We start from the raw sequence: 20,923 nt of genomic DNA, 5'->3' as shown, positions 1-20,923 counted from the left end.
AGCGACATGAAAACCTTCCTATGCTTTTGTCTGGCACTTTGCCTGCTGGTCTGGTCGCCGGCCGCGGGCGCTGCCATTGTCAGCGGCTTCGACTCCAATGTACTGCAGCGCAACGACGACGGCTCGGCAGGCCCGGTGCCGCTGGGGTTTTCAGTCGGACTGTTTGGCAACAGCGCCAATTCGGTCTTCGTCAACAACAACGGCAATGTGACCGTTGACGCCCCGCTGGGCGCATTCACGCCGTTCAACTTATTGCAAACCAATCAACTGATCATTGCGCCATTCTTTGCCGACGTCGACACCCGAGCAGCGGGCGATGCTGTGACCTTCGGAAGCGGCAGTTACGAGGGTAGACCCGCGTTCGGCGTCAATTGGATCAATGTCGACTATTACTTCAGCAGCCCCAATCACAGCAACCGCAACAGCTTTCAGTTGATCATCGTGTCGCGCAGTGATCGCGGTGAGGGCGACTTTGACATCGTGTTCAATTACGACCAGATCCGTTGGGAAAGCGGTGAATTCTCCGGCGGCAATTCCAGTGGACTGGGTGGATCATCAGCGCGCGCCGGCTATGCCCTGGGCCGCGGCGCCCCAGGCTCGGCCTTTGAGCTGCCCGGATCAGCCGTCAATGGCGCCCTGCTCGACAACGGTCCGCAATCACTGATCCGCGGCAGCCGTGGCAGCACAGTGCCCGGCCGCTACATATTCGAGATTCGCGGCACCCAGGACACCCAGGTCAGCGCGCTGACTCCCAATGCCAACGCGCCCAGCGTTGCGGCGCGCTCCGATGCCTCGGGCAATTTCGTGGTGTTTGAATCGCGGGCCAGCAATCTGGTCAATCTCAGCGAGCAGAACCCGGGAGCAGACATCTTCTTCATCGATACGCGCACCGGCACGATTGAAACGGTGAGTGTGGACAACGACGGCGCTCCGATCAGCGGCGATGCGCGGGAGCCTGCGGTGAGCCAGGATGGCGCCCTGGTGACCTTTGTCGCTCCCGATGCCGCGGTGCGTGCCCTGCTCAATGAGCCGCTCAGCAAACGCGCTGAACGCATCAAGGGCAGCGGAGCGGCAGTATTCCTGCGCAACATGCAAACCGGTACCACTCAGCGTGTCGGCAATGCCACCACGACCGGCACCGGCACCCAACCACAGCCTTCGGCCGGCGGCACGCATGTGATCTACACCGGCGTCAACACCGATCCGAGTCAAGGCTCAGTCGGACAGCAAAACGTGTTCCTTGCACCGATCACCCGACTTGGTGACGAAGTCGGCATCGGCGCACCGCGCTGCGTATCGTGCAAGTCGGTTGCCGCCAATGGCAGCGACACCTCGACCAACAGCAATGGCACGGCAAGCAATCCGGCGGTGAACCAGGACGGCACGGTAGTCACCTGGCAAACCACGGCCAGCAATCCGCTGGCCGGCACCTCCCTGCCCTGCAGCGGTGCCAGCAGCACCGTGATGATGCGCTTCATGCAGGTCGGCACCGTGCGTGCCGTCAGCGGCCCCGGCAACGGCGGCTCCTGCGGCAGCGGCGGCAGCGCAGCCCCGCAGATCGATTCTGCGGGCGAGGTTGTGGTGTTCGAGTCCGACCAGCCGCTGACGGCCGGCGACAGCAATGCACTGCGCGATATCTATGTCTACTCGGTGAGTGACGGAACCCTGAGCCGCGCCAGCGAAACCAGCGGTGGAACGGTGGGCAATGGGGCCTCCAGCAAACCCGATGTGTCGGGCGACGGCAAGGTGGTTGCCTTCGTTTCCGCTGCCACCAATCTCGGCGTCGACGCGGATACCAATGGCGTGGCGGATATCCACGTCAAGTCCTTGAGCAACGCCGATACCGCTCGCCTGTCGCGCACCGACACCGGCCAGCAATCCGATGGCGCAGCCGACCGGCCCGGACTGAACTTCGACGGCTCACGCATCGTGTTTGATTCCACCGCCAGCAACATGGCGCCGGGTTCCGTGGGCGGCCTGTCGGTGATCTATCAGCGCGCCAATCCCTTGGTCAGCGGCGTGCTGAAGTCCGCCACCTGGTGGAAGTCGGACGAGAGCGGCTGGGGCCTGTTCATTTTCGACCAAGGCAATCTGCTCGCCCCGGCCTGGTTCACCTACGACACCGACGGTGAACCGACCTGGTTCCTTGCCGGCGGTGCCTTCCTGCAGCCCGACGGCAGCTACGTCGGCGACCTGTTCCGGTTCACCGGTGTGCCGCTGGCGCAAATCAGCGGCATTGCCAACGACCCGCCCACCCAGGTCGGCAATGTCGTGTTGCGATTCAGCGGCGACACCGGCCTCAGCTTCCAGTACACAGTGAATGGCGTTACCCAGACCAAACAGATGACCCGTTTCCCGTTTGGCCAGAGCACCGTGGTCTGCCGCGCCAGCCCGACCGCGTCTCGCGCTGCCGCCCTCAATGTCAGCGATATCTGGTGGGGCGGCGCGCAAACCTCTGGATGGGGTCTGTTCATCAACCAAGTCGACGATCTGCTGTTTGCGATCTGGTACACCTACGACACCGACCGCGAGCCCCTGTTCCTGGTCATCAGCACGATCAGGCAACCCGGTGGCAGCTTCAGCGGTCAGGTGTTCCGCCAACGCAATGGCACACCGTTCAGCATGATCAACGGAGCCCCAGCGAGCCCCGGTAACGACGTCATTGGCAGCGCAACATTTCGTTTCACCGATGGTGAGAACGGCACGTTCAGCTACAACCTCAATGGCGGTGTCAATCAAAGCAAGCCGATCACCCGCCTGCAGGTGGGCAATCAGGCCACTGTCTGCAACAGCGAGCCGGCCGGCCGATGACGTTCTGAGGACTACCAGACCAGATCGTCAGGCACCTGATACTTGGGATCGCTATAGGGGTCGGACTCGGCCGTGGCATTGGGATCCACCCTCAGTGCCACGCCGTCGGGAAAGATCTTTTCGGCTTCGTTCAAGGTATCGGCGCCCACCAGCAGGTAGCGCCCATCCAGCTGCACCACCCCCAGTTCCCCTGCATTCAGTGCCTTGAGCTGCTCGGCGGTGACGTAGATGCGCTTGATCTTGCCGCCGTACTCGAAATGGCGGGCGATCTCGGCGTCCTTCTGATTGAGGATCTTGCCCTGCAGGAATTCACCGAGCCGGGCACGCGCCTCTCGGCGCTTGCGCGCTGCCTCCTGCTTGGCCTTTTCAGCAGCGATGCGCTCATCCTTTTCCTGCTGGGCGCGCAATGCATAGGCCTTGCCAAGATCCATCTCCGGCCTTGGTTTGCGAGCGGGGCCGGACTTGCCAGCCGGCCGAGCGGGCCGATCCTTGCGACCTGCCTCTGCCGCTCGAGCTGGCCGCTTCGACGCATCACCCTGTGGCTTGCGCTTGGGCTCGGCGGCGGGAGCCTTGAAGCCGAGATTCATTAGCTGGTCGCGCAGTGAGTTGGTCATATCGATGGTCTTTCGCTGTCAGATTGCCGACGGTTCCCCGGCAATTCTTCAAAGGTTGCTGAATTCGGTCGCTGCAAACTATCAGTAGTGGGGCGGCGGCGGTTCAGTCGAGGGATCGGCATAAAGCAGACCGCGCAGCTGTTTCAAGTCGGTCATCACGTTGTTCAACTTGCGCTCCAGTACGGTCGTTTCCATCCGGCTCGCTGCCAAGGCATCACTGAGCTCCTGAATGGTGTGCTCTTGAAAGGCCACACGCATCTCCAAATCGACTATCCGCGCAGTCAAACTGCCAATCTCCTGTTCCATTTCGATGTCCTTAAACAGCCGATTCGATCTTGACCGAACGACCGCGGCCAATGCCGTAATAGGCCAGACCGGCCTCCTCCACAACGTCCGGTTCAAAGACGTTGCGACCGTCGAACACCACTTTGTCGCTCAGATGAGCCGCCAACCGACCGAAGTCCGGACTTCGAAACTGCTTCCATTCGGTGATCACAATCAGTGCGTCCGCGCCAAGCACCGCTTCGTCGCTGGAATCGCATAGTTGCAAGTCGGGACGCTCGCCAAACGCCTGCCGTGCTTCATCCATGGCTTCCGGATCGAAGGCGCGCACCTTGGCGCCGACCGACCACAACGAAGCCAGCAGTGCCCGACTGGGGGCTTCCCGCATATCATCGGTATTGGGCTTGAAGGCCAGTCCCCAGATCGCAAAGGTCTTGCCCTGCAAACGCCCCTGATAGTGGCGTGAAATGTGCTGAAACAGACGCTGTTTCTGCGCCCGATTCACTTCCTCGACGGCGCTCAGCAACTTGGCTTCGTAGCCAATCTGTCGCGATGTGCGTTCCAGCGCCTGCACATCCTTGGGGAAGCAGGAGCCGCCATAACCGACGCCAGCATAGATGAAGCTGTAGCCGATGCGCGGATCGCTGCCGATACCGTGCCGCACCATCTCGATATCAGCCCCCACCCGCTCGGCGATATTGGCGATCTCATTCATGAAGCTGATCTTGGTCGCCAGCATGGCGTTGGCGGCGTACTTGGTGAGTTCGGCCGAGCGCGTATCCATCACCACCAGACGATCATGATTGCGATTGAACGGCGCGTACAGTGTGCGCATGCGTTCGATACTGCGCTGGTTTTCCGAGCCAATGATGATCCGATCGGGACGCATGCAGTCTTTCACCGCATCGCCTTCCTTGAGGAACTCAGGATTGCTCACTACATCGAACTCCAGCGACACACCGCGCTGGGTGAGCTGCTCAGAAATCGTCAGACGAACACGATCAGCGGTGCCCACCGGAACGGTCGACTTGTCGACCACAATGGTAGTCCGCTCCATGTGCTGGCCTATGGTCTCAGCCACCTTCAGCACGTGACGCAGGTCGGCGCTGCCGTCCTCATCGGGCGGCGTGCCGACAGCGATGAACTGGATATCCGCAAACGCCACCGCTCGGGACGCATCGGTGGTGAAGTCCAAGCGCCCGGCGGCGGTGTTGCTCTTCACCATGGACTCCAGACCCGGCTCATAGATCGGAATCACGCCGGACTTCAGCCCGGCCACCTTGGCCTCATCGATATCGACGCAGAGCACGTGGTTGCCCATCTCGGCCAAGCAGGTACCGGTCACCAGCCCCACATAGCCCGTGCCAAAGATGGTGATGTTCATACTCGCTCCATTCGGCCGTCTGCCGAGGCGACCCAGACACTACCCGTGTCCCGGACCACCCAAGCGGGCCCAGCTTACATCGAAGCCAACGCGGGCCCAGAAGCGACAACGGCCGACAATCGCCGGCCGTTGTCCTCACATCAAGCGATGTTTACTGCTTGACGATTTCCAGCAACTCGACCTCGAACTTCAAGGTCGCGTTCGGACCGATCGGACCCGGCGTTCCGCGATCGCCATATCCCAGCTCCGACGGAATCCACAGGGTGTACTTCGAGCCCACCGGCATCAGCTGCAGGGCTTCGGTCCAACCCGGAATCACCGCATTCAGCGCAAACTGCGCCGGCTGGCCGCGATCCACCGAGCTGTCGAACTTGGTGCCGTCGAGCAGGGTGCCGACATAATGCACCTTGACGGTATCGGTGGCGGCCGGCTTGGCGCCCGAGCCCTGGGTCACCACCCGATATTGCAGGCCGGATTCAGTGCTCTTCACACCGGCTTCCGACTTGTTCTTGGCCATGAAGGCTTCACCCTCGGCCTTGTTCTTGGTCGCCATCTCCTGCATCTTCGCGGCCTGCTTGGCCTGCATCTTCTGCGCGAAGGCCTTCTGAACCTCCATCGCCTGCTCGGGCGTCAGCGCCGGCTCTTTGCCATCAACCGAAGCCTTGATCGCTTCGATCACGATGGCCAGATCCACTTCTTCCTTGATCGGAACGATGGAACCACCGATCTGGGTGCCGATGACGTAGCTGATCTTGTCCTTCTCGGACTCCAGCTTGGGTTGCGCGAATACGGACGAACTGATCAGAACGCCGGCCACAGCGGCAGCGAGCAGGGTCGGACGAAACAGGGAATTCATCTAATACTCCATAGATTTGGGGTGTGCCCGGCCTCGAACCGGGCAAGGCCGCGTATTGTCCTTAGCTGATGCCAGCAACGCAACGCGAGCTGCCTCGACCGCAGAATTCGGCGAAGGTTCCCGAACCCGCCATCGCGATCCACCGAAATTGGGAGAATGGACATGAGTGACCCCTTGGAAAGTCTGCGCGCGCTGGAGCGCGCCCGCTCGGCGCATCCGGAGAGCCCAGCCCCTGGCAGCGACGCCGAGCGCGAGGCCCTAGCCCGCTTTGCACGCTTCTTTTCGGACTTCAGCGGCGACCGGATTGGCCGGCTGCTGCCCGAGACCTATGCCGAGGACGTGTATTTCAACGACACCCTCAAGGCCGTTCGCGGTCGCCAGGCACTGGCGCACTATCTGGCCGAGAGTGCGGCGGCGGTGGAGCAGTGCACGGTCGAAATCCTCGACAGCGCCGCCAGCGCAGAAGGCGAACGTTGGGTTCGCTGGAAGATGATGATCCGCTTCAAGAAGCTGCGCCGCGGCATCGACACCTGGACCATTGGCGCCAGCCATCTGCGCTTCAATGCAGATGGACACGTGGTCTATCACCAGGATTACTGGAACGCCGCCGATGGCCTGTTTCAGCACATCCCGGTGGTCGGCTGGATGATAAGCAAGATCAAACAGCGTCTTTGAACTGCCGCGGCACCCGGGGGCCGCGCGGCGGCGGCCCGCCGGAGCATCATTCGGCGGCCGGTTCGGCGATCAGCCGCTCGATCTCGGCAACCAACTTTTCGTCTTCCGGCGTGGTGCGACTGCCAAAACTGGCCACCACCTTGCCATGGCGATCGATCAAATACTTGTGGAAGTTCCAGCCCGGCGCATCACCGGTGGCTTCGGTTAGCTGCTGGTAGATCGGGGTGGCATCGCGACCACGAACGCTGACCTTTTCGAACATCGGAAACTTCACCCCATAGGTCAAGGTGCAGAACTCCTTGATGTCCTCTTCCGACCCAGGCTCCTGACCCATGAAATCATTGGAAGGAAAGCCGAGCACGGCAAAGCCCTTGCTCTGCAAACGATCGTGCAGTGCTTCCAGCCCTTCGTACTGCGGCGTGTAACCGCACTTACTGGCGGTATTCACCACCAACAGCACCTTGCCGACATAGGCCTGGCACAGGTTTATCGGCTGTTTGCCGGCCAACGGCCGGTATTCGTGATCAAGCAGCGCCGGACAGGCGGCAGTCGCCGCGGCACTTAGCATTACTAGAAAAAAAGCGCCAATCCAACGCATAGAACCCTCCTTGACGGGTGGAACACCTATCTGGCTGCGAGCGCAAGCGTACTCCGGATGGTCATCAAACATCGGTGAACCCTGAACACAGAGCAACCATCCACACTCGCCTGTTGCTTGCCACCGAAATGGTGTTATAGTTACCTACAACACCGACGCCTTACCTCACCCCGAGTGGGAGGAACTATGTGGTACCGACTGAAGAATTCCCTGCAAGCTGCGACCCTGTCTTTGGCGGTTGTATTCGCCTTGATGGCCGCCGGTCACTTCCAGGCCGCACCCGAAGCCACAGCGTCCTTGGCCCCGACCAACGCCCGCACCCTCACCGGCATGACGCCAGAGGCCGAGCAGTTGGTCATCGCTCTGGCCGCCAAGGTGGCCGCTGCCGCCATTGATGAAGCACTGGCCGATCAGCCAACCGCAATGCGCGAAACCGCCGATGACACGGCCGCCGCGCCCGAACCTCCGCGAAGTGCGCGCAGTCGTTCCGGTTTGCGCCAGCGCATCCCGTTCTTCAGCTTTGCCGCCCGCCCGGCCCGCACCCAGGGATCCTGAGTATGAGTGTGCAATGGAGCGACACCACGCCGATCTACCTCCAGCTCAAGGAACGCGTAATTGCGATGATGCTGGACGGCGTACTCAAGCCTGGGGATGCCCTGCCATCGGTGCGGCAGGTCGCGGCCGATTTTCAACTCAATCCAATCACCGTCTCTCGGGCCTATCAGGAACTGGCCGACGAGGATCTGGTGGAAAAACGTAGGGGACTTGGCATGTACGTGACGGATGGAGCAACGCACAAGCTACTCAAGAGTGAGCGCGAGCATTTTCTTCGTGAGGAATGGCCCGCGGTGCTGAAGCGCATCGAGCGTCTGGGCCTTCAGATCGAAGAACTCCTGTACGCAAATCAACCTGGTAACAAGGAGCTGAAGCAATGACGGCGGTGATCGATGCTCAAGGACTGACCCGCTCCTACAACGGAAAGCCGGCACTGGACCACGCCAACTTCCGCATTGATGCAGGGCGCATCGTCGGGCTTATTGGCCCGAACGGCGCCGGCAAGACCACGGCGCTGAAAGCCATTCTCGGCTTGTCGCCGTTTGAAGGACATCTCAAGGTGTTGGGCCTCGACCCGCACACCCAGCGCGATGAGTTGATGAAGCAGGTCTGCTTCATCGCTGACGTGGCTGTGCTACCGCGCTGGATCCGCGTGCGCGAAGCGGTCGACTTCGTCGAAGGCGTGCATCCGCGTTTCAGCCGGGCCAAGTGCGAGGAACTGCTCTCGCACACCAAGCTCAAGCCCGAGATGAAGGTCAAGCAGATGTCCAAGGGCATGATCGTGCAATTGCACCTGGCCCTGGTCATGGCGATCGACGCCAAACTGCTGGTGTTGGACGAACCGACCCTCGGTCTCGACATTCTGTACCGCAAGCAGTTCTACCAGAACCTACTGAACGACTACTTCGACGAGGAAAAGACCATCCTCATCACCACCCACCAGGTGGAGGAAATCGAGCACATCCTGACCGATCTTTTGTTCATCCAGGACGGCAAGGTCGTACTCGACACCACCATGGACGCCATGGCCGATGAATTCTGCGAAGTCATGGTCGACTCGCAGCATGCGGATGCCGCACGCAACCTGAAACCACTCGATGAGCGACAGGTGTTTGGTAAGTCGATCTTCCTGTTCCAAGGAGTCGACCGCAAGACGCTGAAGGAACTCGGCGAGGTGCGCACGCCTAGCGTGTCAGACCTGTTTGTGGCGACGATGAAGGGAGCGTACGCATGAAGACCCTGCAATGGTTGATACGCCGCGAGTTCTGGGAGAACAAGGGCGGATTCTTTTGGGCACCGGTAATCGCGGGTGCCGTGTTCCTGGTCATCAACGTGCTCGGCCTGATCGCAGCCCAGGCGGCGGCTGGCCGTGCCAACGTTCAAGTCGGCCTGATCAAGCTCGACAGTTTGCTGAAGGCAGCCCCACCCGAAGCCAAGAGCGCGATGGTCGCGGGCATCGACGCGACAATGCTGATCGTGGTGGGTCTGCTGACCTTTGTCACCGCCATCGTGGTGTTCTTCTACTCCTTGGGCGCCCTTTACGATGACCGCCGCGATCGCAGCGTGCTGTTCTGGAAATCATTGCCACTCTCCGACCGCGACACGGTGATCAGCAAGGTCATCAGCGCGTTGCTGATCGCCCCGGGAATCGGCATGTTGGCCGGCATGGCCACCGCACTGGGCATGCTGTTCATCATGGCCATCGCTTTGGCATTCCACGGACAAAACGTGTTCGGCCTGTTCTTCCTCGAGAGCCACCCGTTCAAGATGTTGTTTCTCGCCGCGCTCACCTTGCCGATTTCGATGCTGTGGGCACTGCCGACCGTTGGCTGGCTGATGCTGTGCTCGGCTTGGGCACGCAGCAAACCGTTCCTCTGGGCAGTGGCTGTCCCGGTTGGCATGGGCATCATGGTCAGCTGGTTTGACCTGATGAAGAGCATTCAGATGCCAGATGCCTGGTTCTGGAAGCATGTGGTGGGTCGCATGCTGGCCAGCGTGTTCCCCGCCAACTGGCTGGGCATCAACCTGGGCGAACAGTTGGAGAATGCCAACTCGCCGCAGGAGGTCTCGGAGTTGTTCAACATCTCCACCGTCCTCAACATACTCAGCAGCGCGGAACTGTGGATTGGCGCGGCTGCCGGCATCGCCATGCTGGTCCTGGCCACCCGCATCCGCCGCAACCGCGACGACAGCTGATCTTTGCGTCTAACCGTGACAAGAAAGCCGCCTTCTGGCGGCTTTCTTGTGTGTCCGGCCAGCAACCAGCCCTAGCCCGGCCGAACTTAGCTGGCACATTGTTTGCGGAATTTGTGCAGATCGATTTCCCGGGTTATTCCCGGGTCGCTCATATGCAGACGGCGCTCGATGGCTCGGCAATCGTCCTTCGCCACGCGGCCAAACAGGAAGCGCAGCACGGCACCGACCACATCTTCGGGCGTCATCGCCCGGCGCAGCCTGATCGCCACCTTTTCCGCAGCCGCGGAATCGCTGTGACCGGGCAACTGAACCAGTCGATCACGCACGATGCGATCCTGATCCGTCCAGCCAGAAGCGACGATAGCACTGCGATCCCAACGCGGCGTTCCATCGATGGTGAGCCACCGGCTTGCAGGAGGCTGGGAGACGGGCTCCACATCCTGCGCCTGCGCAGTCTCGCTCGGTTCGCGCCGTTCAGCAGTGATCACGGGTGACGGCGCCGCGCTCACGGCTCGCAGTGGCGGCCGTGGCATTGGCGGGACCGGCAACTCGCGACGCGGATCCGCGGCCAACCATTGCACCTGTATCGACTCAGTGTCGGTTGCACCGGTTGAAGGGCGCATCAGACTCCAAAGCCAAAACACGCCCAACAGATGCAGCACCAGCACCGTCACGGCGATCGATACCAGCTGACTGTGGCTCAGCAACTCGTGCCAACGCGGCGCTGGGCGCAGCGAAAGCGGAGCCCAAAGCACCTCCGATGATGTGCTCAAGCTTGACGCTGGAAATAAGGATTGGAGCCCGTTTCGTGATCGGTGGCATCGACCACGGCAGTGATTTCCGGAACACGCTGTTTCAGCGTCGTCTCGATACCCTCGCGCAAGGTCACATCGACCATGCCGCAGCCGTGGCAGCCACCGCCGAAGCGCAGCACCACCACTCCTTCGGCCGAAACTTCCTGCAGCGCCACGCGACCGCCATGACTGGCCAACTGCGGATTGATCTCCTGATCGAGCACAAAGCGCACCCGCTCCACCAATGAGCTGCCTTCGCCGGGCGCGACTCCCTTGATCTTCGGCGCCTTGACATTGACCTGCCCACCGCCGGCGGACTTCTCGAAATCGATCTCAGCCTGATCAAAGAAAGGGACGCTTGCGCTATCGACAAACAAGGTGAAGCCCTCGCAGTCCACCGCCCACTCATCGCCCTGCAAGTCGGCAGACTCACAGAACTCCAGACGAGCATCGGCGCCAGGGGTGCCGGCCCGCAAGGCAGTCAATCGAATACCGACGAAATTCTCATCCTGCTGATCGAGCAGCTGACGAAAGTAGGTCTGGGCGGACTCGCTGATTTGAATCATGTGCGTTCTTCAGATGGAGTGACTGTTTGATGCCGTAGTGTAAGACCGGGGTCGTTAGACCGGCGTTGCTATACTGGCATCTGTTCATAATTCCTGCCGACCATGACCCTAGCCAACTATCAATCCCGCCACTGCCAACCGCTGAAAGGCGCCGAGCATCAGCTGGCGGCCGATGCTCTGGAAACTGCCATGCGTTCGTTTCCCGATTGGCTTGTCATTGACAATGGCAAGGCGATCTGCAAAACCTACAGTTTCCCCGATTACTACCACACCATGGCCTTCGTCAATGCGCTGGCCTATGTAGCGCACGGCGAAGATCACCACCCCGATCTCGGCGTGCACTACAACCGCTGCGTGGTTCGCTTCTCGACCCATGATGCCGATGGCGTGACCGACAACGACTTGATCTGCGCCGCCAAGGCCGAAGCGCTGTTCGCCGACGCAGCCAAATAGGTGCATTCGCACGGTGGGCCTATGGCCCGCCGGCCCAAGCCGCACCCATGAACCGCGGGCAACAAGCCTTGCAGGCTGCTACACCAGCCGATCCAACACCGCTTTGAGTTCATCTGGCAAGGGTGCGTTGAGCACATAAGGGCGTTCGCCGTCGCCCAGGGCGAAGCTCAGGGTGGCCGCGTGCAGAAACAGCCGTTTCAGCCCGACCTTCTTGGCCTTTTGATTGGCCTCCTTGTCGCCATACTTGTCGTCGCCGGCCACCGGAAACCCGGCATAGGCGGAATGCACGCGGATCTGGTGGGTGCGGCCGGTGTCGATTTTCACTTCGACATAGCTGAAGTCGCCGTAGCGGTCGATCAGACTGAAATGGCTCAGCGACTCCTTGCCGGCCGCGTCAACCCGCACCATCCGCTCGCCGCCCTGCAGCACCGATTTCTCCAGCGGCGCATCGACACTGAACTTCGGCTTGCGCACCTGGCCTGAGAGCAGAGCCAGATAGCGCTTCTCAATGCCACCCTCACGCATCATTCGCTGCAATTCGGACAACGCCGAGCGCTTCTTCGCTAATAAAAGGATGCCGCTGGTGTCGCGATCCAGACGGTGCACCAGCTCCAGCGATTGATCAGGGCGCAACTGACGCATCAGCTCGATGGCACCGAAACTGATCCCGCTGCCCCCGTGGCTGGCAATGCCGGAGGGTTTGTCCAGCACCAGCAAGTCGCGATCCTCGTGCAGGATGGCTTTCTCGATGCGCTGCAACAGGGCCGGCGCCGGCTTGCCGGGATCGCCCGGCTCAGCCAGACGCACCGGCGGGATGCGCACCTCTTCGCCCCCCTCCAGGCGCGTATCTGGCTTGGCCCGCTTGCCGTTTACTCGCACCTGACCCGTGCGAAGTATTCGATAAATCAATGACCTGGGCGCACCTTTTAACTGCCCCAGGAGAAAGTTATCGAGCCGCTGCCCGGCCCTATCGGGGTCCACCTTGACCAACTTGACCCCCGAACCCGCACTCATGCCCTGCTCCTCGTCATTGCTGCGGTGCAGCTTCGCTTGCTACACTCGCTGCGCGAAATTACGTCCCTATTCTGCTGTTGGCTCAAGCGTTTAGCGCCAACAGCGTAGACCGACCCGAATATTGGCGACGCGGATCAACCGCGAAGTGTAAACGCTGATGTAAGGAATCAGTCAGATGTGATCGCACGAAGACCGATGTCGGTACTTCGGCATGGCGGTGGCGCGGAACTCGTTCTGTTGCAACCAGATGATATTGAACAAAGCGCTCCCGCGGCGGTACGCAGGCGGTTTGGTAGCGCTGGAGTTTCTGCAGGATCGTCAGGCGCGTGGCGCCGACGATTCCCCGAACAGGGTGCGGACGCCCGGCGTTCCTCGCGGTATGAGCGCGTGAGGAATGAATAACAATGAAGCGGATGCTGATTAACGCAACCCAGGAAGAAGAGTTGCGAGTGGCCATTGTTGATGGCCAGAACCTTTACGATCTGGACATCGAGCAACCGTCCAAAGAGCAGAAAAAGGGCAACATCTACAAGGGCCGGATCACCCGCCTTGAGCCTTCTCTGGAAGCTGCCTTCGTCGAATATGGCGGCGAACGTCACGGCTTTCTGCCGCTGAAGGAAATCTCCCGCGACTACTTCGTTGACGGTGCTGATGCCAACAAGGGCAGCATCAAGGAACTGCTGCGCGAAGGCCAGGAGGTCGTCGTACAGGTCGACAAGGAAGAGCGCGGCAACAAGGGCGCAGCGCTCACCACCTACATCTCGCTGGCCGGTCGCTACCTGGTGCTGATGCCGAACAGCCCGCGCGCTGGCGGCGTCTCGCGCCGCATCGAAGGCGATGACCGCGCGGCCCTGAAAGAAGCGCTGGACCAGCTCAATATTCCGGAAGAGATGGGTGTGATCATCCGCACCGCCGGCATCGGTCGTGCTGCCGACGAGTTGCAGTGGGATCTCGACTATCTGCTGCAGATCTGGCGAGCCATCGCCGAAGCAGCGCTGAAGAAGCCTTCGCCCTTCCTGATCTATCAGGAGTCGCGACTGATCATTCGCGCCTTGCGCGACTATCTGCGCGCCGACGTTGGCGAAATCCTGGTCGACAACGATGAGCTGTACGGCGAAGCGCGTGACTTTGTTGAGCAGGTCATGCCGCACAACCTGCGCAAGCTCAAGCACTACCACGACACCACCCCTCTGTTCTCGCGGTTCCAGATCGAAACCCAGATCGAGAGCGCCTTTGAACGCCAGGTTCGACTGCCGTCCGGCGGATCGATCGTGGTCGATCAAACCGAAGCGCTGACCGCCATCGACGTCAACTCGGCACGCGCCACCAAGGGCGGCGACATCGAGGAAACGGCGTTCAATACCAACCTCGAAGCCGCCGACGAAGTGGCGCGCCAGCTGCGACTGCGCGACCTTGGTGGGCTGGTGGTGGTGGACTTCATTGATATGTCCTCGAGCAAGCATCAGCGCGAGGTCGAAAATCGTCTGGCGCAGGCGCTGAAGCAGGATCGTGCCCGTGTGCAGGTGGGGCGCATCTCGCGTTTTGGTCTGCTGGAAATGTCACGCCAACGTCTGCGTCCCAGCCTGGGAGAATCGACTCAGAACGTCTGTCCTCGCTGCGAAGGCCATGGCCGCCTGCGCTCGATCGAATCGCTCTCCCTGTCCATTCTGCGCCTGTGTGAAGAGCACGCAATGAAGGAAAACACCGGCCAGGTGCTGGTGCAGGCGCCGAATGAAATCGCCAATTTTCTGCTCAACGAAAAGCGCCGTGCGTTGAGTGAAATCGAAACTCGTCACAATGTGCCGGTGGTGATCGTGGCCGATCCGCAGCTGGAAACGCCGCATTACAACGTCACACGCCTGCGCGAGAATGAGCTTAACGAGGAAACCTCGAAACCCAGCTACCAACGCGGGTCACCACGCAAGGTGGAAGTGGTGGCGCTGTCGAAGTCGAACCTCAACATCCCGCCGCCGCCAGCTGTCACGGCGGTAAAGCCGGCAACCCCGGCACCGATTCGCGAGCAGGTGGAACCAGAGGTTCAGGCCGCCGCACCGGCAGTCGCTGCCACGCCGGTACCGACCCATTCCGAGGGCCTGATTTCGCGCATCGTGCGTCTGTTCAAGCGCACACCGGCCGCGCCGGCAGCGCCTGCCGCAAGCGAACCGGCAAAAGCACAGGAAGCGCGCGAGCAACCGCGGCAGGATCGCGGCGAGCGCAGCCGACGCCAGGATCGCAACGATCGTCGTAAGCAGGCCCGGCAGGAAGCTCAGCAGCGTCAGCGGCAAGATAAGCCAGAGAGCCGCCAGGACAACAGCAAGCAGGAGCAGGCCAAGGCGCAGCAGCGCGAAGAGCAGCGTGCACGCCAGCAAGCCGCCCAGGCTGCCAAGGAAGCGAACAGAGAGAAGCAGCGCGCCGCGGCGGAGGAGAAGAACAAGCAGGCCAAGGCACAGCAGACCGACGAAGCGGCTGCTCAGTTGGCGCTGGCAGCCGCGGCGGCCAGTGCTGCCGAAACGGCGGAAAATGCCAGCCCAAGCCTAGGCGAAGCAGACGGCGAACAGGCCAGCGCTGCAAGCGCAGCTGAAGGCAACTCGCGACGCCGTCGCGGACGTCGCGGCGGCCGCCGCCGTCGCAAGCAGAACGGCGCCGCCGACACCGCGGCGAGTCTGGATCAGGATCCGTCGGAAAACGACGATGACCAGGACAGCGAGATCGAAGCCGCCAACGGTACAGAGTCAAGCTTTCAGATGGGTGACGACGCCAGCGAATCGCAGGCCGACCACCAATCGGCGAGCGAAGACGACTCCCGAGCACAGGCCATCGAGCCCGACACTGAGCTGCCCGCGACGGGGACCTCGAGCGTACGCGCTTTGGAACCCGCGCCACTGGCCGCAGCGGCCGCCAAGCTTGCGGTCGCAGCGCCTGCCACTTCCGATCCGTCGCCGCAAACCGCACCAAGTCAGCCCACAACCGCCCCGACAGCCGACCTGATCGCCAAGCACGAGCCAGCCTCACCGACAGACCTCGCACCCCAGGCTGAGGAAATAGCCAAGGCTGAGGAAATAGCCAAGGCTGCAGAAGCGGCTAAGGCTGAGGAAGCGGCTAAGGCTGAGGAAGCGGCTAGGGCTGAGCAAGCGGCCAAGGCTGAGGAAGCGGCCAAGGCTGAGGAAGCGGCTAAGGCTGCAGAAGCGGCAAAGGCTGCAGAAGCGGCAAAGGCTGCAGAAGCGGCCAAGGCTGAGGAAGCGGCTAAGGCTGAGGAAGCAGCAAAGGCTGCAGAAGCGGCAAAGGCTGCAGAAGCGGCTAAGGCTGCGGAAGATGCCGAGGCTGAGGAGGAGGCCGCCAAGGCTGCACAAGCCGCTAAGGATGCAGAAGCGGCCAAGGCTGAGTCTGCGACGGCTGAACGCTCCGCCGTGCTGAGTGGTCAGACCCAGCCCCTGCCCTTGCCGGAACCCGCGCCTTCAACGCCAGGATCAGCCGTCGAATCCAATGGCGCGGCCAATGACGAATCGACTGGCGCTGCCAAGACTGGAACGCCGGACGCCCGCTAACAAACGGATTTCTGATCGGGTGGCTGCGCTGCCCGATCAGCATTGGATCGAGCCCGACTATTCGACGTTGGGGTCGAACAATCCGTAGGCTCGCGCCATGCGGCTCAGACTGACCAGGTCACCCACGCCAAGTTTCGCCAGCAGTCGGGTCTTGTGCGTGGCAATGGTCTTCGGACTCAGCGACAAGGACTCAGCAATATCCACCGCCCGCCGGCCCAGGCAAAACATGCGAGTGATTTCCAACTCGCGGGCGGTCAGGGAATCGAACGGCGACTTGCCCTTCGGGGCGTTCACCGACTCCAGCGCCAGTCGCTGCGCGATACTTGCCGACAGGTAACGCCGCCCCAACGAGACCTCACGCAGCGCGTGAATGAACTCCTTGCGCTCGCAGGCTTTCACCACATAGCCATGGGCGCCGGCATCAAGCAACCTTCGTGGCAGCGGGCCTTCCTCCTGCACCGTCACGATCATCACCTTCAATTCGGGCATGGATTGGCGAATGCGTTCGGTTACCTCCAGACCACTGAGTCCCGGCAGGTGCAGATCACAGATCACCACATCGGGCCTGAGGCTGCGCGCCATACGCAGCCCGGACTCACCGTTCTCCGCCTCCCCCACAATCGTGAACCCAGGTTCACCCTCCAGAATTGCTTTGAATCCAGCACGCACCAGGGCGTGATCATCGATCAGCAACACGTTTGTCATTGGCACCCCCAAACTGATCGCCGAGAGCCTCGCTCTTTGAGGGCCTCAGCGCGAACGGCCACAGCGCCGCCCACTTCGCCTGAAAACGAGCTGTCATCGGGCCGAAGTTCTCGACTCTCCCCAGATGTCGAAACCCGATGGCCGCCCCAGAATGCCGATGCTCGCATGAGGCTGGCCGACAACCAAGCGCTCGCTGCCGAGGACGCTGGAAAGTAACCACAGCACCCGTCGCTTGGGACCAAATTCAACGCTGGGCGGTCGCAACGACCCGCCAACCAGGGATAATGCACCCCGTGAACCACATTCTGCTGACTACCCTCAATGCCCGCTACGCCCACGCATCGCTGGGTCTGCGCTATCTGCGCGCCAATCTCGGCGCACTGCGGTCGCGCTCGGCGATTCGCGAATTCATAATCGGCCAGAAGAGCGAGGACATCGCTGAGCAGATTCTGGCCGAACAGCCGAGCGTTGTCGGGCTGGGCGTGTACATCTGGAACGTCGACGAATGTACCCAACTGGTTCGGCTGCTGAAACGGCTGCAGCCCGACCTGATCGTGGTGCTGGGTGGCCCGGAGGTGAGCTACGAGTCGGGCGAGTCGGAAATCTGCCAATGGGCCGACTATGTGATCAGCGGCTGGGGCGACATCAGCTTTGCTGATCTATGCGTTCAGATCTTTGAGGGCGCAAAGCCGGAGAGTAAGTTCATTCTGGGCATCCAACCGCCGCTGGAATCACTGCAGCGACCCTACGACGAATACACCGACGAAGACGTGGCCAAACGCTACGTTTACGTCGAAGCCTCGCGCGGCTGCCCGTTCAAATGCGAGTTCTGTCTGTCAGCCCTGGACAAGACCGCCTGGCCGTTCCCGCTGGATGCATTTCTCGACGACATCTCGCGCCTCTACCAGCGCGGCGTACGTCAGTTCAAGTTCGTCGATCGCACCTTCAATCTCAAGATCGACACTTCCATTCGCATTCTGCAGTTCTTTCTGGACAAACTCGAACAGTCTCCTGAGGATCCGCTGTTCGTACATTTTGAACTTGTGCCCGACCACCTGCCCGAGCGTCTGCGCGAATGGATCACCCGATTTCCCGCTGGCACCCTGCAATTCGAGATCGGTATCCAGACCTTTGATCCCGAGGTACAGCAACGCATCTCGCGGCGGCAGAAGAACGAGCTGGCCCGAGCCAATCTCGAATGGTTGCGACAGCACACGCAAGCGCATCTGCATGTTGATCTGATTGCTGGCCTGCCCGGCGAAACGGTGGACATGTTCGCCCGCGGCTTCGATCAGCTGGTTGCCTTGCGACCGCACGAGATTCAATTCGGCATTCTGAAGCGGCTGCGCGGTGCACCGATCGCCCGTCATAGCACCGAGTTTGATCTGCGCTTCAACCCGGCGCCGCCGTACAACATTCTCAGCACCCGCGATATCGACTTCTCCACCATGCAACGTCTGAGTCGCTTTGCCCGTTACTGGGACATCATCGCCAACTCCGGGCGCTTCACCCTCAGCCTGCCGCTGCTGCTGGGGGACACGCCATTTGCCAGTTTTCTTGCCTTCTCCGACTGGTTGTACCAGCTCACCGGCAAGTCGCATGCGTTTGCACCGGAGCGTCTGGCGCGGCTGCTGCATCAGTACATCGAACAGTGTCGCCCGCAGCAGCTCGCTGTCTTCGATGCCGCTTTGCAGGCTGACCACTCGGCCGGCGGGGCACGCGGCCCACTGGATTTCGAAGCCAAGCCGGCCGGCACCAGGCAGAACGCCGCTGGCGCCACGCCAAAGCGCCAACGCCGTCATCTAAGGCAGCCAGGCGATCCTGCTGCAGCGCAGAGCGGCTGAGGTGACGTTGACTCTCTCGGCCGAGCGCTACGGCCCGAGCTTCAGCCCGAGTTTGCGCGAATGGCCGCCATGGCTGCTGGCCGCCTTGCTACTCTGGCACGCCGTGATCTGGGTGCTGCTACCCGCGCTGAGCTACCAGATGCTGCCGCTGGACGCCGCCGAATTGCTCGGCTGGGGCATGGAGTGGCAGTTGGGCTATTACAAGCATCCGCCGCTCGGCCCCTGGCTCGGCGAGGCGGCTTTTCAGCTCAGTGGCCAGCAACCAGAAAGCCTCTACCTGCTGGCGCAACTCGGTGTGTTGGTCACGCTGTACTACGTGTGGCGAACAGCGCGACTGGTGCTGGCACCCACCGCTTCGATCATTGCCACGCTGGTGCTGGAACTGAGTTACTTCCACACCGTCCTCACGCCGAACTTCAACATGAACAGCCTGCAGCTGCCGATCTGGGCCGCGATGGGCTTCCACTTCTTGCGCGCAACGCGAGGGGCGTCGCAGCATTGGCTGTGGCTGGCGGCGTGGTCGGCAGCAGCCTTGCTGACCAAGTACTCCGGCGCCCTGCTGCTGCTCACCTTCGTCTCGATCCTGTTGATCGATCCTGATGCACGCAGGCAATGGCGAAACCCTTGGTTATGGGGCGGCGCCGTGCTTGGGCTGCTGTTGATCAGCCCGCACCTGATCTGGCTGCTCGAAAACTGGCGACTGCCTGCGGCCTACCTGCAGCGCTTTGATGAACAGGGCGCAGGCGACTGGACGTCCCACCTGCTGGAGCCACTGCGCTTTGCCATCGGTGCGCTGGCCGGCATGCTGCTGAGCGCTGTGGTTGCGTTGAGCCTGGTGCAGCGGCACACCGACGCTACGCCGCACTCGCCGCTTCGCTGGCAGTTGCTGGCGCTCTGCTTGGGACCGCTAATACTGGCCATGTTGTATGGCGCGATCAGCGGCAGTCGACTGAAGTCGACCTGGGCATTTCCGTTCTTCAACCTGTTTGGAATCTGCCTGCTGCAGTGGCTGCCGCTGAGCCTGCAGCCGGTACGCCTGCGCGTGTTCGGGATTCTTCTTGCGCTGCTGATGCTTGGCCTGACGGCGGGACACCTGGCCTACAAGTTGCGCGGCAGCCAGTCAAAGACGGTATTCGATGGACCGGCCTTGGCCTTGGCGGTGGAAAACACATGGAACGATCGTTTCCAGCGCCCGCTGCGCATCGTTGCCGGAGACCACATACTGACCGCCATCGTGTCGACCTATGCGGGCTCGCGGCCTTCAATGCTGATCGAGGGTCGCTTTGATCTATCGCCCTGGCTGAGTCGCGCGGATGTTGAGCGTGAAGGCGCCGCCGTGCTGTGCGAAATCGGCAGCAGCTGCTGGCAGGACGTGCTGCCCATCGAAGGGACACCGCTCAACCTCGAGGTTGACGACCGACGGTTTCAGTTGTGGATGCTGGCGCCGCGCGATTGAGCGCTGCCACAGGTTGCGGGCCGTATCAGCGCCGCGCGTGCTGCCACAGCACTTCGCCATGGCCGCTGGTGCGGGCCAGCACGCGACACAGCACGAACAGCAGGTCAGACAGGCGATTGAGGTAGCGAATCGCTTCCGACCGCACCGGATCGTGATGCGCCAGGCTGACCGTTTCGCGCTCCGCACGGCGACAGATGGTGCGCGCCATATGGCACTGTGCTGCCGCCATTCCACCGCCCGGCAGGATGAAATCCTTAAGCGCCGGAAGATCGGCATTGAAGCCGTCCAGCGCCTGCTCCAGGCCATCGATATCGGCGGCCTGGATGGCGGCATGCCCAGGGATACACAGCTCGCCGCCCAGATCGAACAGCTGGTGCTGCACCCGAACCAACAGTTCCCGCACTGACTCGGGCAACTCGCAGGCCAGCACCACACCAATCGAGCTGTTCAGCTCGTCCACCGTGCCGTAGGCGGAAACTCGGGCCGAATCTTTCGCCACTCGCGAGCCATCGCCCAGTCCGGTGGTGCCGTCATCGCCGGTGCGAGTGTAGATTTTCGACAGCCGATTCCCCATG

The 20,923-nt window shown here is 61.6% G+C and carries 20 protein-coding genes; 10 read left to right on the top strand and 10 right to left on the bottom strand.

The window, feature by feature from the left end:
* Positions 1-6: 6 nt before the first annotated feature.
* Positions 7-2,811, top strand: a complete 2,805-nt coding sequence (locus IFO71_RS02255) for a nidogen-like domain-containing protein (RefSeq protein WP_192027900.1) — start codon at positions 7-9, stop codon at positions 2,809-2,811.
* A gap of 11 nt (positions 2,812-2,822) precedes the next feature.
* Here IFO71_RS02255 and IFO71_RS02250 read toward each other — a convergent pair whose 3' ends face one another.
* The 4 genes from IFO71_RS02250 to bamJ form a co-directional block, all read right to left on the bottom strand.
* On the bottom strand, positions 2,823-3,425 hold the full coding sequence (locus IFO71_RS02250) for a DUF2058 domain-containing protein (protein ID WP_192027899.1): 603 nt from the start codon (positions 3,423-3,425) through the stop codon (positions 2,823-2,825).
* An 81-nt stretch (positions 3,426-3,506) separates the two neighbouring features.
* Complete coding sequence (locus IFO71_RS02245; protein WP_192027898.1) at positions 3,507-3,731, bottom strand: SlyX family protein; 225 nt, start codon at positions 3,729-3,731, stop codon at positions 3,507-3,509.
* Between the two features lie 10 nt (positions 3,732-3,741).
* Positions 3,742-5,091 (bottom strand): UDP-glucose dehydrogenase family protein, encoded by a 1,350-nt coding sequence (locus IFO71_RS02240; protein ID WP_192027897.1) that lies wholly within the window; start codon positions 5,089-5,091, stop codon positions 3,742-3,744.
* Between the two features lie 151 nt (positions 5,092-5,242).
* Entirely contained in the window at positions 5,243-5,947 is a 705-nt protein-coding gene (bamJ, locus tag IFO71_RS02235) for a BamJ family beta-barrel-assembly machinery protein (RefSeq protein WP_192027896.1), read from the bottom strand.
* A 162-nt stretch (positions 5,948-6,109) separates the two neighbouring features.
* Between bamJ and IFO71_RS02230 the strand changes: the two genes are divergently transcribed.
* On the top strand, positions 6,110-6,622 hold the full coding sequence (locus IFO71_RS02230; RefSeq protein WP_192027895.1) for a nuclear transport factor 2 family protein: 513 nt from the start codon (positions 6,110-6,112) through the stop codon (positions 6,620-6,622).
* A 46-nt stretch (positions 6,623-6,668) separates the two neighbouring features.
* Here IFO71_RS02230 and IFO71_RS02225 read toward each other — a convergent pair whose 3' ends face one another.
* The gene (locus tag IFO71_RS02225; protein WP_192027894.1) at positions 6,669-7,220 is read right to left on the bottom strand and encodes a glutathione peroxidase; all 552 of its coding nucleotides are present in this window, start codon (positions 7,218-7,220) and stop codon (positions 6,669-6,671) included.
* 186 nt (positions 7,221-7,406) lie between these two features.
* Here IFO71_RS02225 and IFO71_RS02220 point away from each other — a divergent pair, with 186 nt between their 5' ends.
* From IFO71_RS02220 to IFO71_RS02205, 4 genes are read left to right on the top strand one after another with little or no spacing between them, the layout of a single operon-like run.
* A complete protein-coding gene (locus IFO71_RS02220) occupies positions 7,407-7,775 on the top strand; it encodes a hypothetical protein (RefSeq protein WP_192027893.1) in 369 nt (122 codons plus the stop codon).
* A gap of 2 nt (positions 7,776-7,777) precedes the next feature.
* Positions 7,778-8,155: a GntR family transcriptional regulator gene (locus IFO71_RS02215; RefSeq protein ID WP_192027892.1), complete on the top strand. Its 378-nt coding sequence runs from the start codon at positions 7,778-7,780 to the stop codon at positions 8,153-8,155.
* Positions 8,152-9,009, top strand: coding sequence for an ABC transporter ATP-binding protein (locus tag IFO71_RS02210; protein ID WP_192027891.1), 858 nt, complete (start codon positions 8,152-8,154; stop codon positions 9,007-9,009). Before IFO71_RS02215 ends, IFO71_RS02210 begins: the two co-directional genes overlap by 4 nt.
* Positions 9,006-9,971 carry a hypothetical protein gene (locus tag IFO71_RS02205; protein WP_192027890.1) on the top strand — a complete coding sequence of 322 codons (966 nt, stop codon included), beginning with the start codon at positions 9,006-9,008 and terminating at the stop codon, positions 9,969-9,971. Before IFO71_RS02210 ends, IFO71_RS02205 begins: the two co-directional genes overlap by 4 nt.
* Positions 9,972-10,057: 86 nt before the next feature.
* On the opposite strand, the gene IFO71_RS02200 is transcribed toward IFO71_RS02205, so the two are convergent.
* Entirely contained in the window at positions 10,058-10,744 is a 687-nt protein-coding gene (locus tag IFO71_RS02200; protein WP_192027889.1) for a hypothetical protein, read from the bottom strand.
* Positions 10,741-11,331 (bottom strand): NfuA family Fe-S biogenesis protein, encoded by a 591-nt coding sequence (locus IFO71_RS02195; protein ID WP_192027888.1) that lies wholly within the window; start codon positions 11,329-11,331, stop codon positions 10,741-10,743. Before IFO71_RS02195 ends, IFO71_RS02200 begins: the two co-directional genes overlap by 4 nt.
* A 102-nt stretch (positions 11,332-11,433) precedes the next feature.
* Here IFO71_RS02195 and IFO71_RS02190 point away from each other — a divergent pair, with 102 nt between their 5' ends.
* Positions 11,434-11,784 (top strand): 4a-hydroxytetrahydrobiopterin dehydratase, encoded by a 351-nt coding sequence (locus IFO71_RS02190; protein WP_192027887.1) that lies wholly within the window; start codon positions 11,434-11,436, stop codon positions 11,782-11,784.
* A gap of 78 nt (positions 11,785-11,862) precedes the next feature.
* Here the strand turns inward: IFO71_RS02190 and IFO71_RS02185 are convergent, their stop codons facing one another.
* The gene (locus IFO71_RS02185) at positions 11,863-12,798 is read right to left on the bottom strand and encodes an RluA family pseudouridine synthase (RefSeq protein WP_192027886.1); all 936 of its coding nucleotides are present in this window, start codon (positions 12,796-12,798) and stop codon (positions 11,863-11,865) included.
* A gap of 404 nt (positions 12,799-13,202) precedes the next feature.
* Between IFO71_RS02185 and rne the strand changes: the two genes are divergently transcribed.
* Complete coding sequence (gene rne / locus IFO71_RS02180; protein ID WP_192027885.1) at positions 13,203-16,343, top strand: ribonuclease E; 3,141 nt, start codon at positions 13,203-13,205, stop codon at positions 16,341-16,343.
* A 57-nt stretch (positions 16,344-16,400) separates the two neighbouring features.
* Here the strand turns inward: rne and IFO71_RS02175 are convergent, their stop codons facing one another.
* Positions 16,401-17,048 (bottom strand): response regulator, encoded by a 648-nt coding sequence (locus tag IFO71_RS02175; RefSeq protein ID WP_192027884.1) that lies wholly within the window; start codon positions 17,046-17,048, stop codon positions 16,401-16,403.
* A 293-nt stretch (positions 17,049-17,341) separates the two neighbouring features.
* Here IFO71_RS02175 and IFO71_RS02170 point away from each other — a divergent pair, with 293 nt between their 5' ends.
* Positions 17,342-18,892 (top strand): B12-binding domain-containing radical SAM protein, encoded by a 1,551-nt coding sequence (locus IFO71_RS02170; RefSeq protein ID WP_332309291.1) that lies wholly within the window; start codon positions 17,342-17,344, stop codon positions 18,890-18,892.
* A 1-nt stretch (position 18,893) separates the two neighbouring features.
* Positions 18,894-20,348, top strand: coding sequence for a glycosyltransferase family 39 protein (locus tag IFO71_RS02165; protein ID WP_192027882.1), 1,455 nt, complete (start codon positions 18,894-18,896; stop codon positions 20,346-20,348).
* Positions 20,349-20,373: 25 nt separating this feature from the next.
* Here the strand turns inward: IFO71_RS02165 and IFO71_RS02160 are convergent, their stop codons facing one another.
* Positions 20,374-20,922: a cob(I)yrinic acid a,c-diamide adenosyltransferase gene (locus IFO71_RS02160; RefSeq protein WP_192027881.1), complete on the bottom strand. Its 549-nt coding sequence runs from the start codon at positions 20,920-20,922 to the stop codon at positions 20,374-20,376.
* Position 20,923 lies beyond the last annotated feature (1 nt).

The organism is Pseudomarimonas arenosa, from assembly GCF_014841215.1.
GTDB classification, from domain to species: domain Bacteria; phylum Pseudomonadota; class Gammaproteobacteria; order Xanthomonadales; family Xanthomonadaceae; genus Pseudomarimonas; species Pseudomarimonas arenosa.
This window is presented reverse-complemented; position numbering and strand designations above follow the sequence as displayed.

Coding starts and splice junctions, on each gene's coding strand:
- IFO71_RS02205 (WP_192027890.1), top strand. CDS start 9,006: ATGAAGACCCTGCAATGGTTGATACGCCGCGAGTTCTGGGAGAACAAG.
- IFO71_RS02185 (WP_192027886.1), bottom strand. CDS start 12,798: ATGAGTGCGGGTTCGGGGGTCAAGTTGGTCAAGGTGGACCCCGATAGG.
- IFO71_RS02190 (WP_192027887.1), top strand. CDS start 11,434: ATGACCCTAGCCAACTATCAATCCCGCCACTGCCAACCGCTGAAAGGC.
- IFO71_RS02255 (WP_192027900.1), top strand. CDS start 7: ATGAAAACCTTCCTATGCTTTTGTCTGGCACTTTGCCTGCTGGTCTGG.
- IFO71_RS02175 (WP_192027884.1), bottom strand. CDS start 17,048: ATGACAAACGTGTTGCTGATCGATGATCACGCCCTGGTGCGTGCTGGA.
- IFO71_RS02215 (WP_192027892.1), top strand. CDS start 7,778: ATGAGTGTGCAATGGAGCGACACCACGCCGATCTACCTCCAGCTCAAG.
- rne (WP_192027885.1), top strand. CDS start 13,203: ATGAAGCGGATGCTGATTAACGCAACCCAGGAAGAAGAGTTGCGAGTG.
- bamJ (WP_192027896.1), bottom strand. CDS start 5,947: ATGAATTCCCTGTTTCGTCCGACCCTGCTCGCTGCCGCTGTGGCCGGC.
- IFO71_RS02245 (WP_192027898.1), bottom strand. CDS start 3,731: ATGGAACAGGAGATTGGCAGTTTGACTGCGCGGATAGTCGATTTGGAG.
- IFO71_RS02250 (WP_192027899.1), bottom strand. CDS start 3,425: ATGACCAACTCACTGCGCGACCAGCTAATGAATCTCGGCTTCAAGGCT.
- IFO71_RS02225 (WP_192027894.1), bottom strand. CDS start 7,220: ATGCGTTGGATTGGCGCTTTTTTTCTAGTAATGCTAAGTGCCGCGGCG.
- IFO71_RS02210 (WP_192027891.1), top strand. CDS start 8,152: ATGACGGCGGTGATCGATGCTCAAGGACTGACCCGCTCCTACAACGGA.
- IFO71_RS02230 (WP_192027895.1), top strand. CDS start 6,110: ATGAGTGACCCCTTGGAAAGTCTGCGCGCGCTGGAGCGCGCCCGCTCG.
- IFO71_RS02195 (WP_192027888.1), bottom strand. CDS start 11,331: ATGATTCAAATCAGCGAGTCCGCCCAGACCTACTTTCGTCAGCTGCTC.
- IFO71_RS02240 (WP_192027897.1), bottom strand. CDS start 5,091: ATGAACATCACCATCTTTGGCACGGGCTATGTGGGGCTGGTGACCGGT.
- IFO71_RS02160 (WP_192027881.1), bottom strand. CDS start 20,922: ATGGGGAATCGGCTGTCGAAAATCTACACTCGCACCGGCGATGACGGC.
- IFO71_RS02220 (WP_192027893.1), top strand. CDS start 7,407: ATGTGGTACCGACTGAAGAATTCCCTGCAAGCTGCGACCCTGTCTTTG.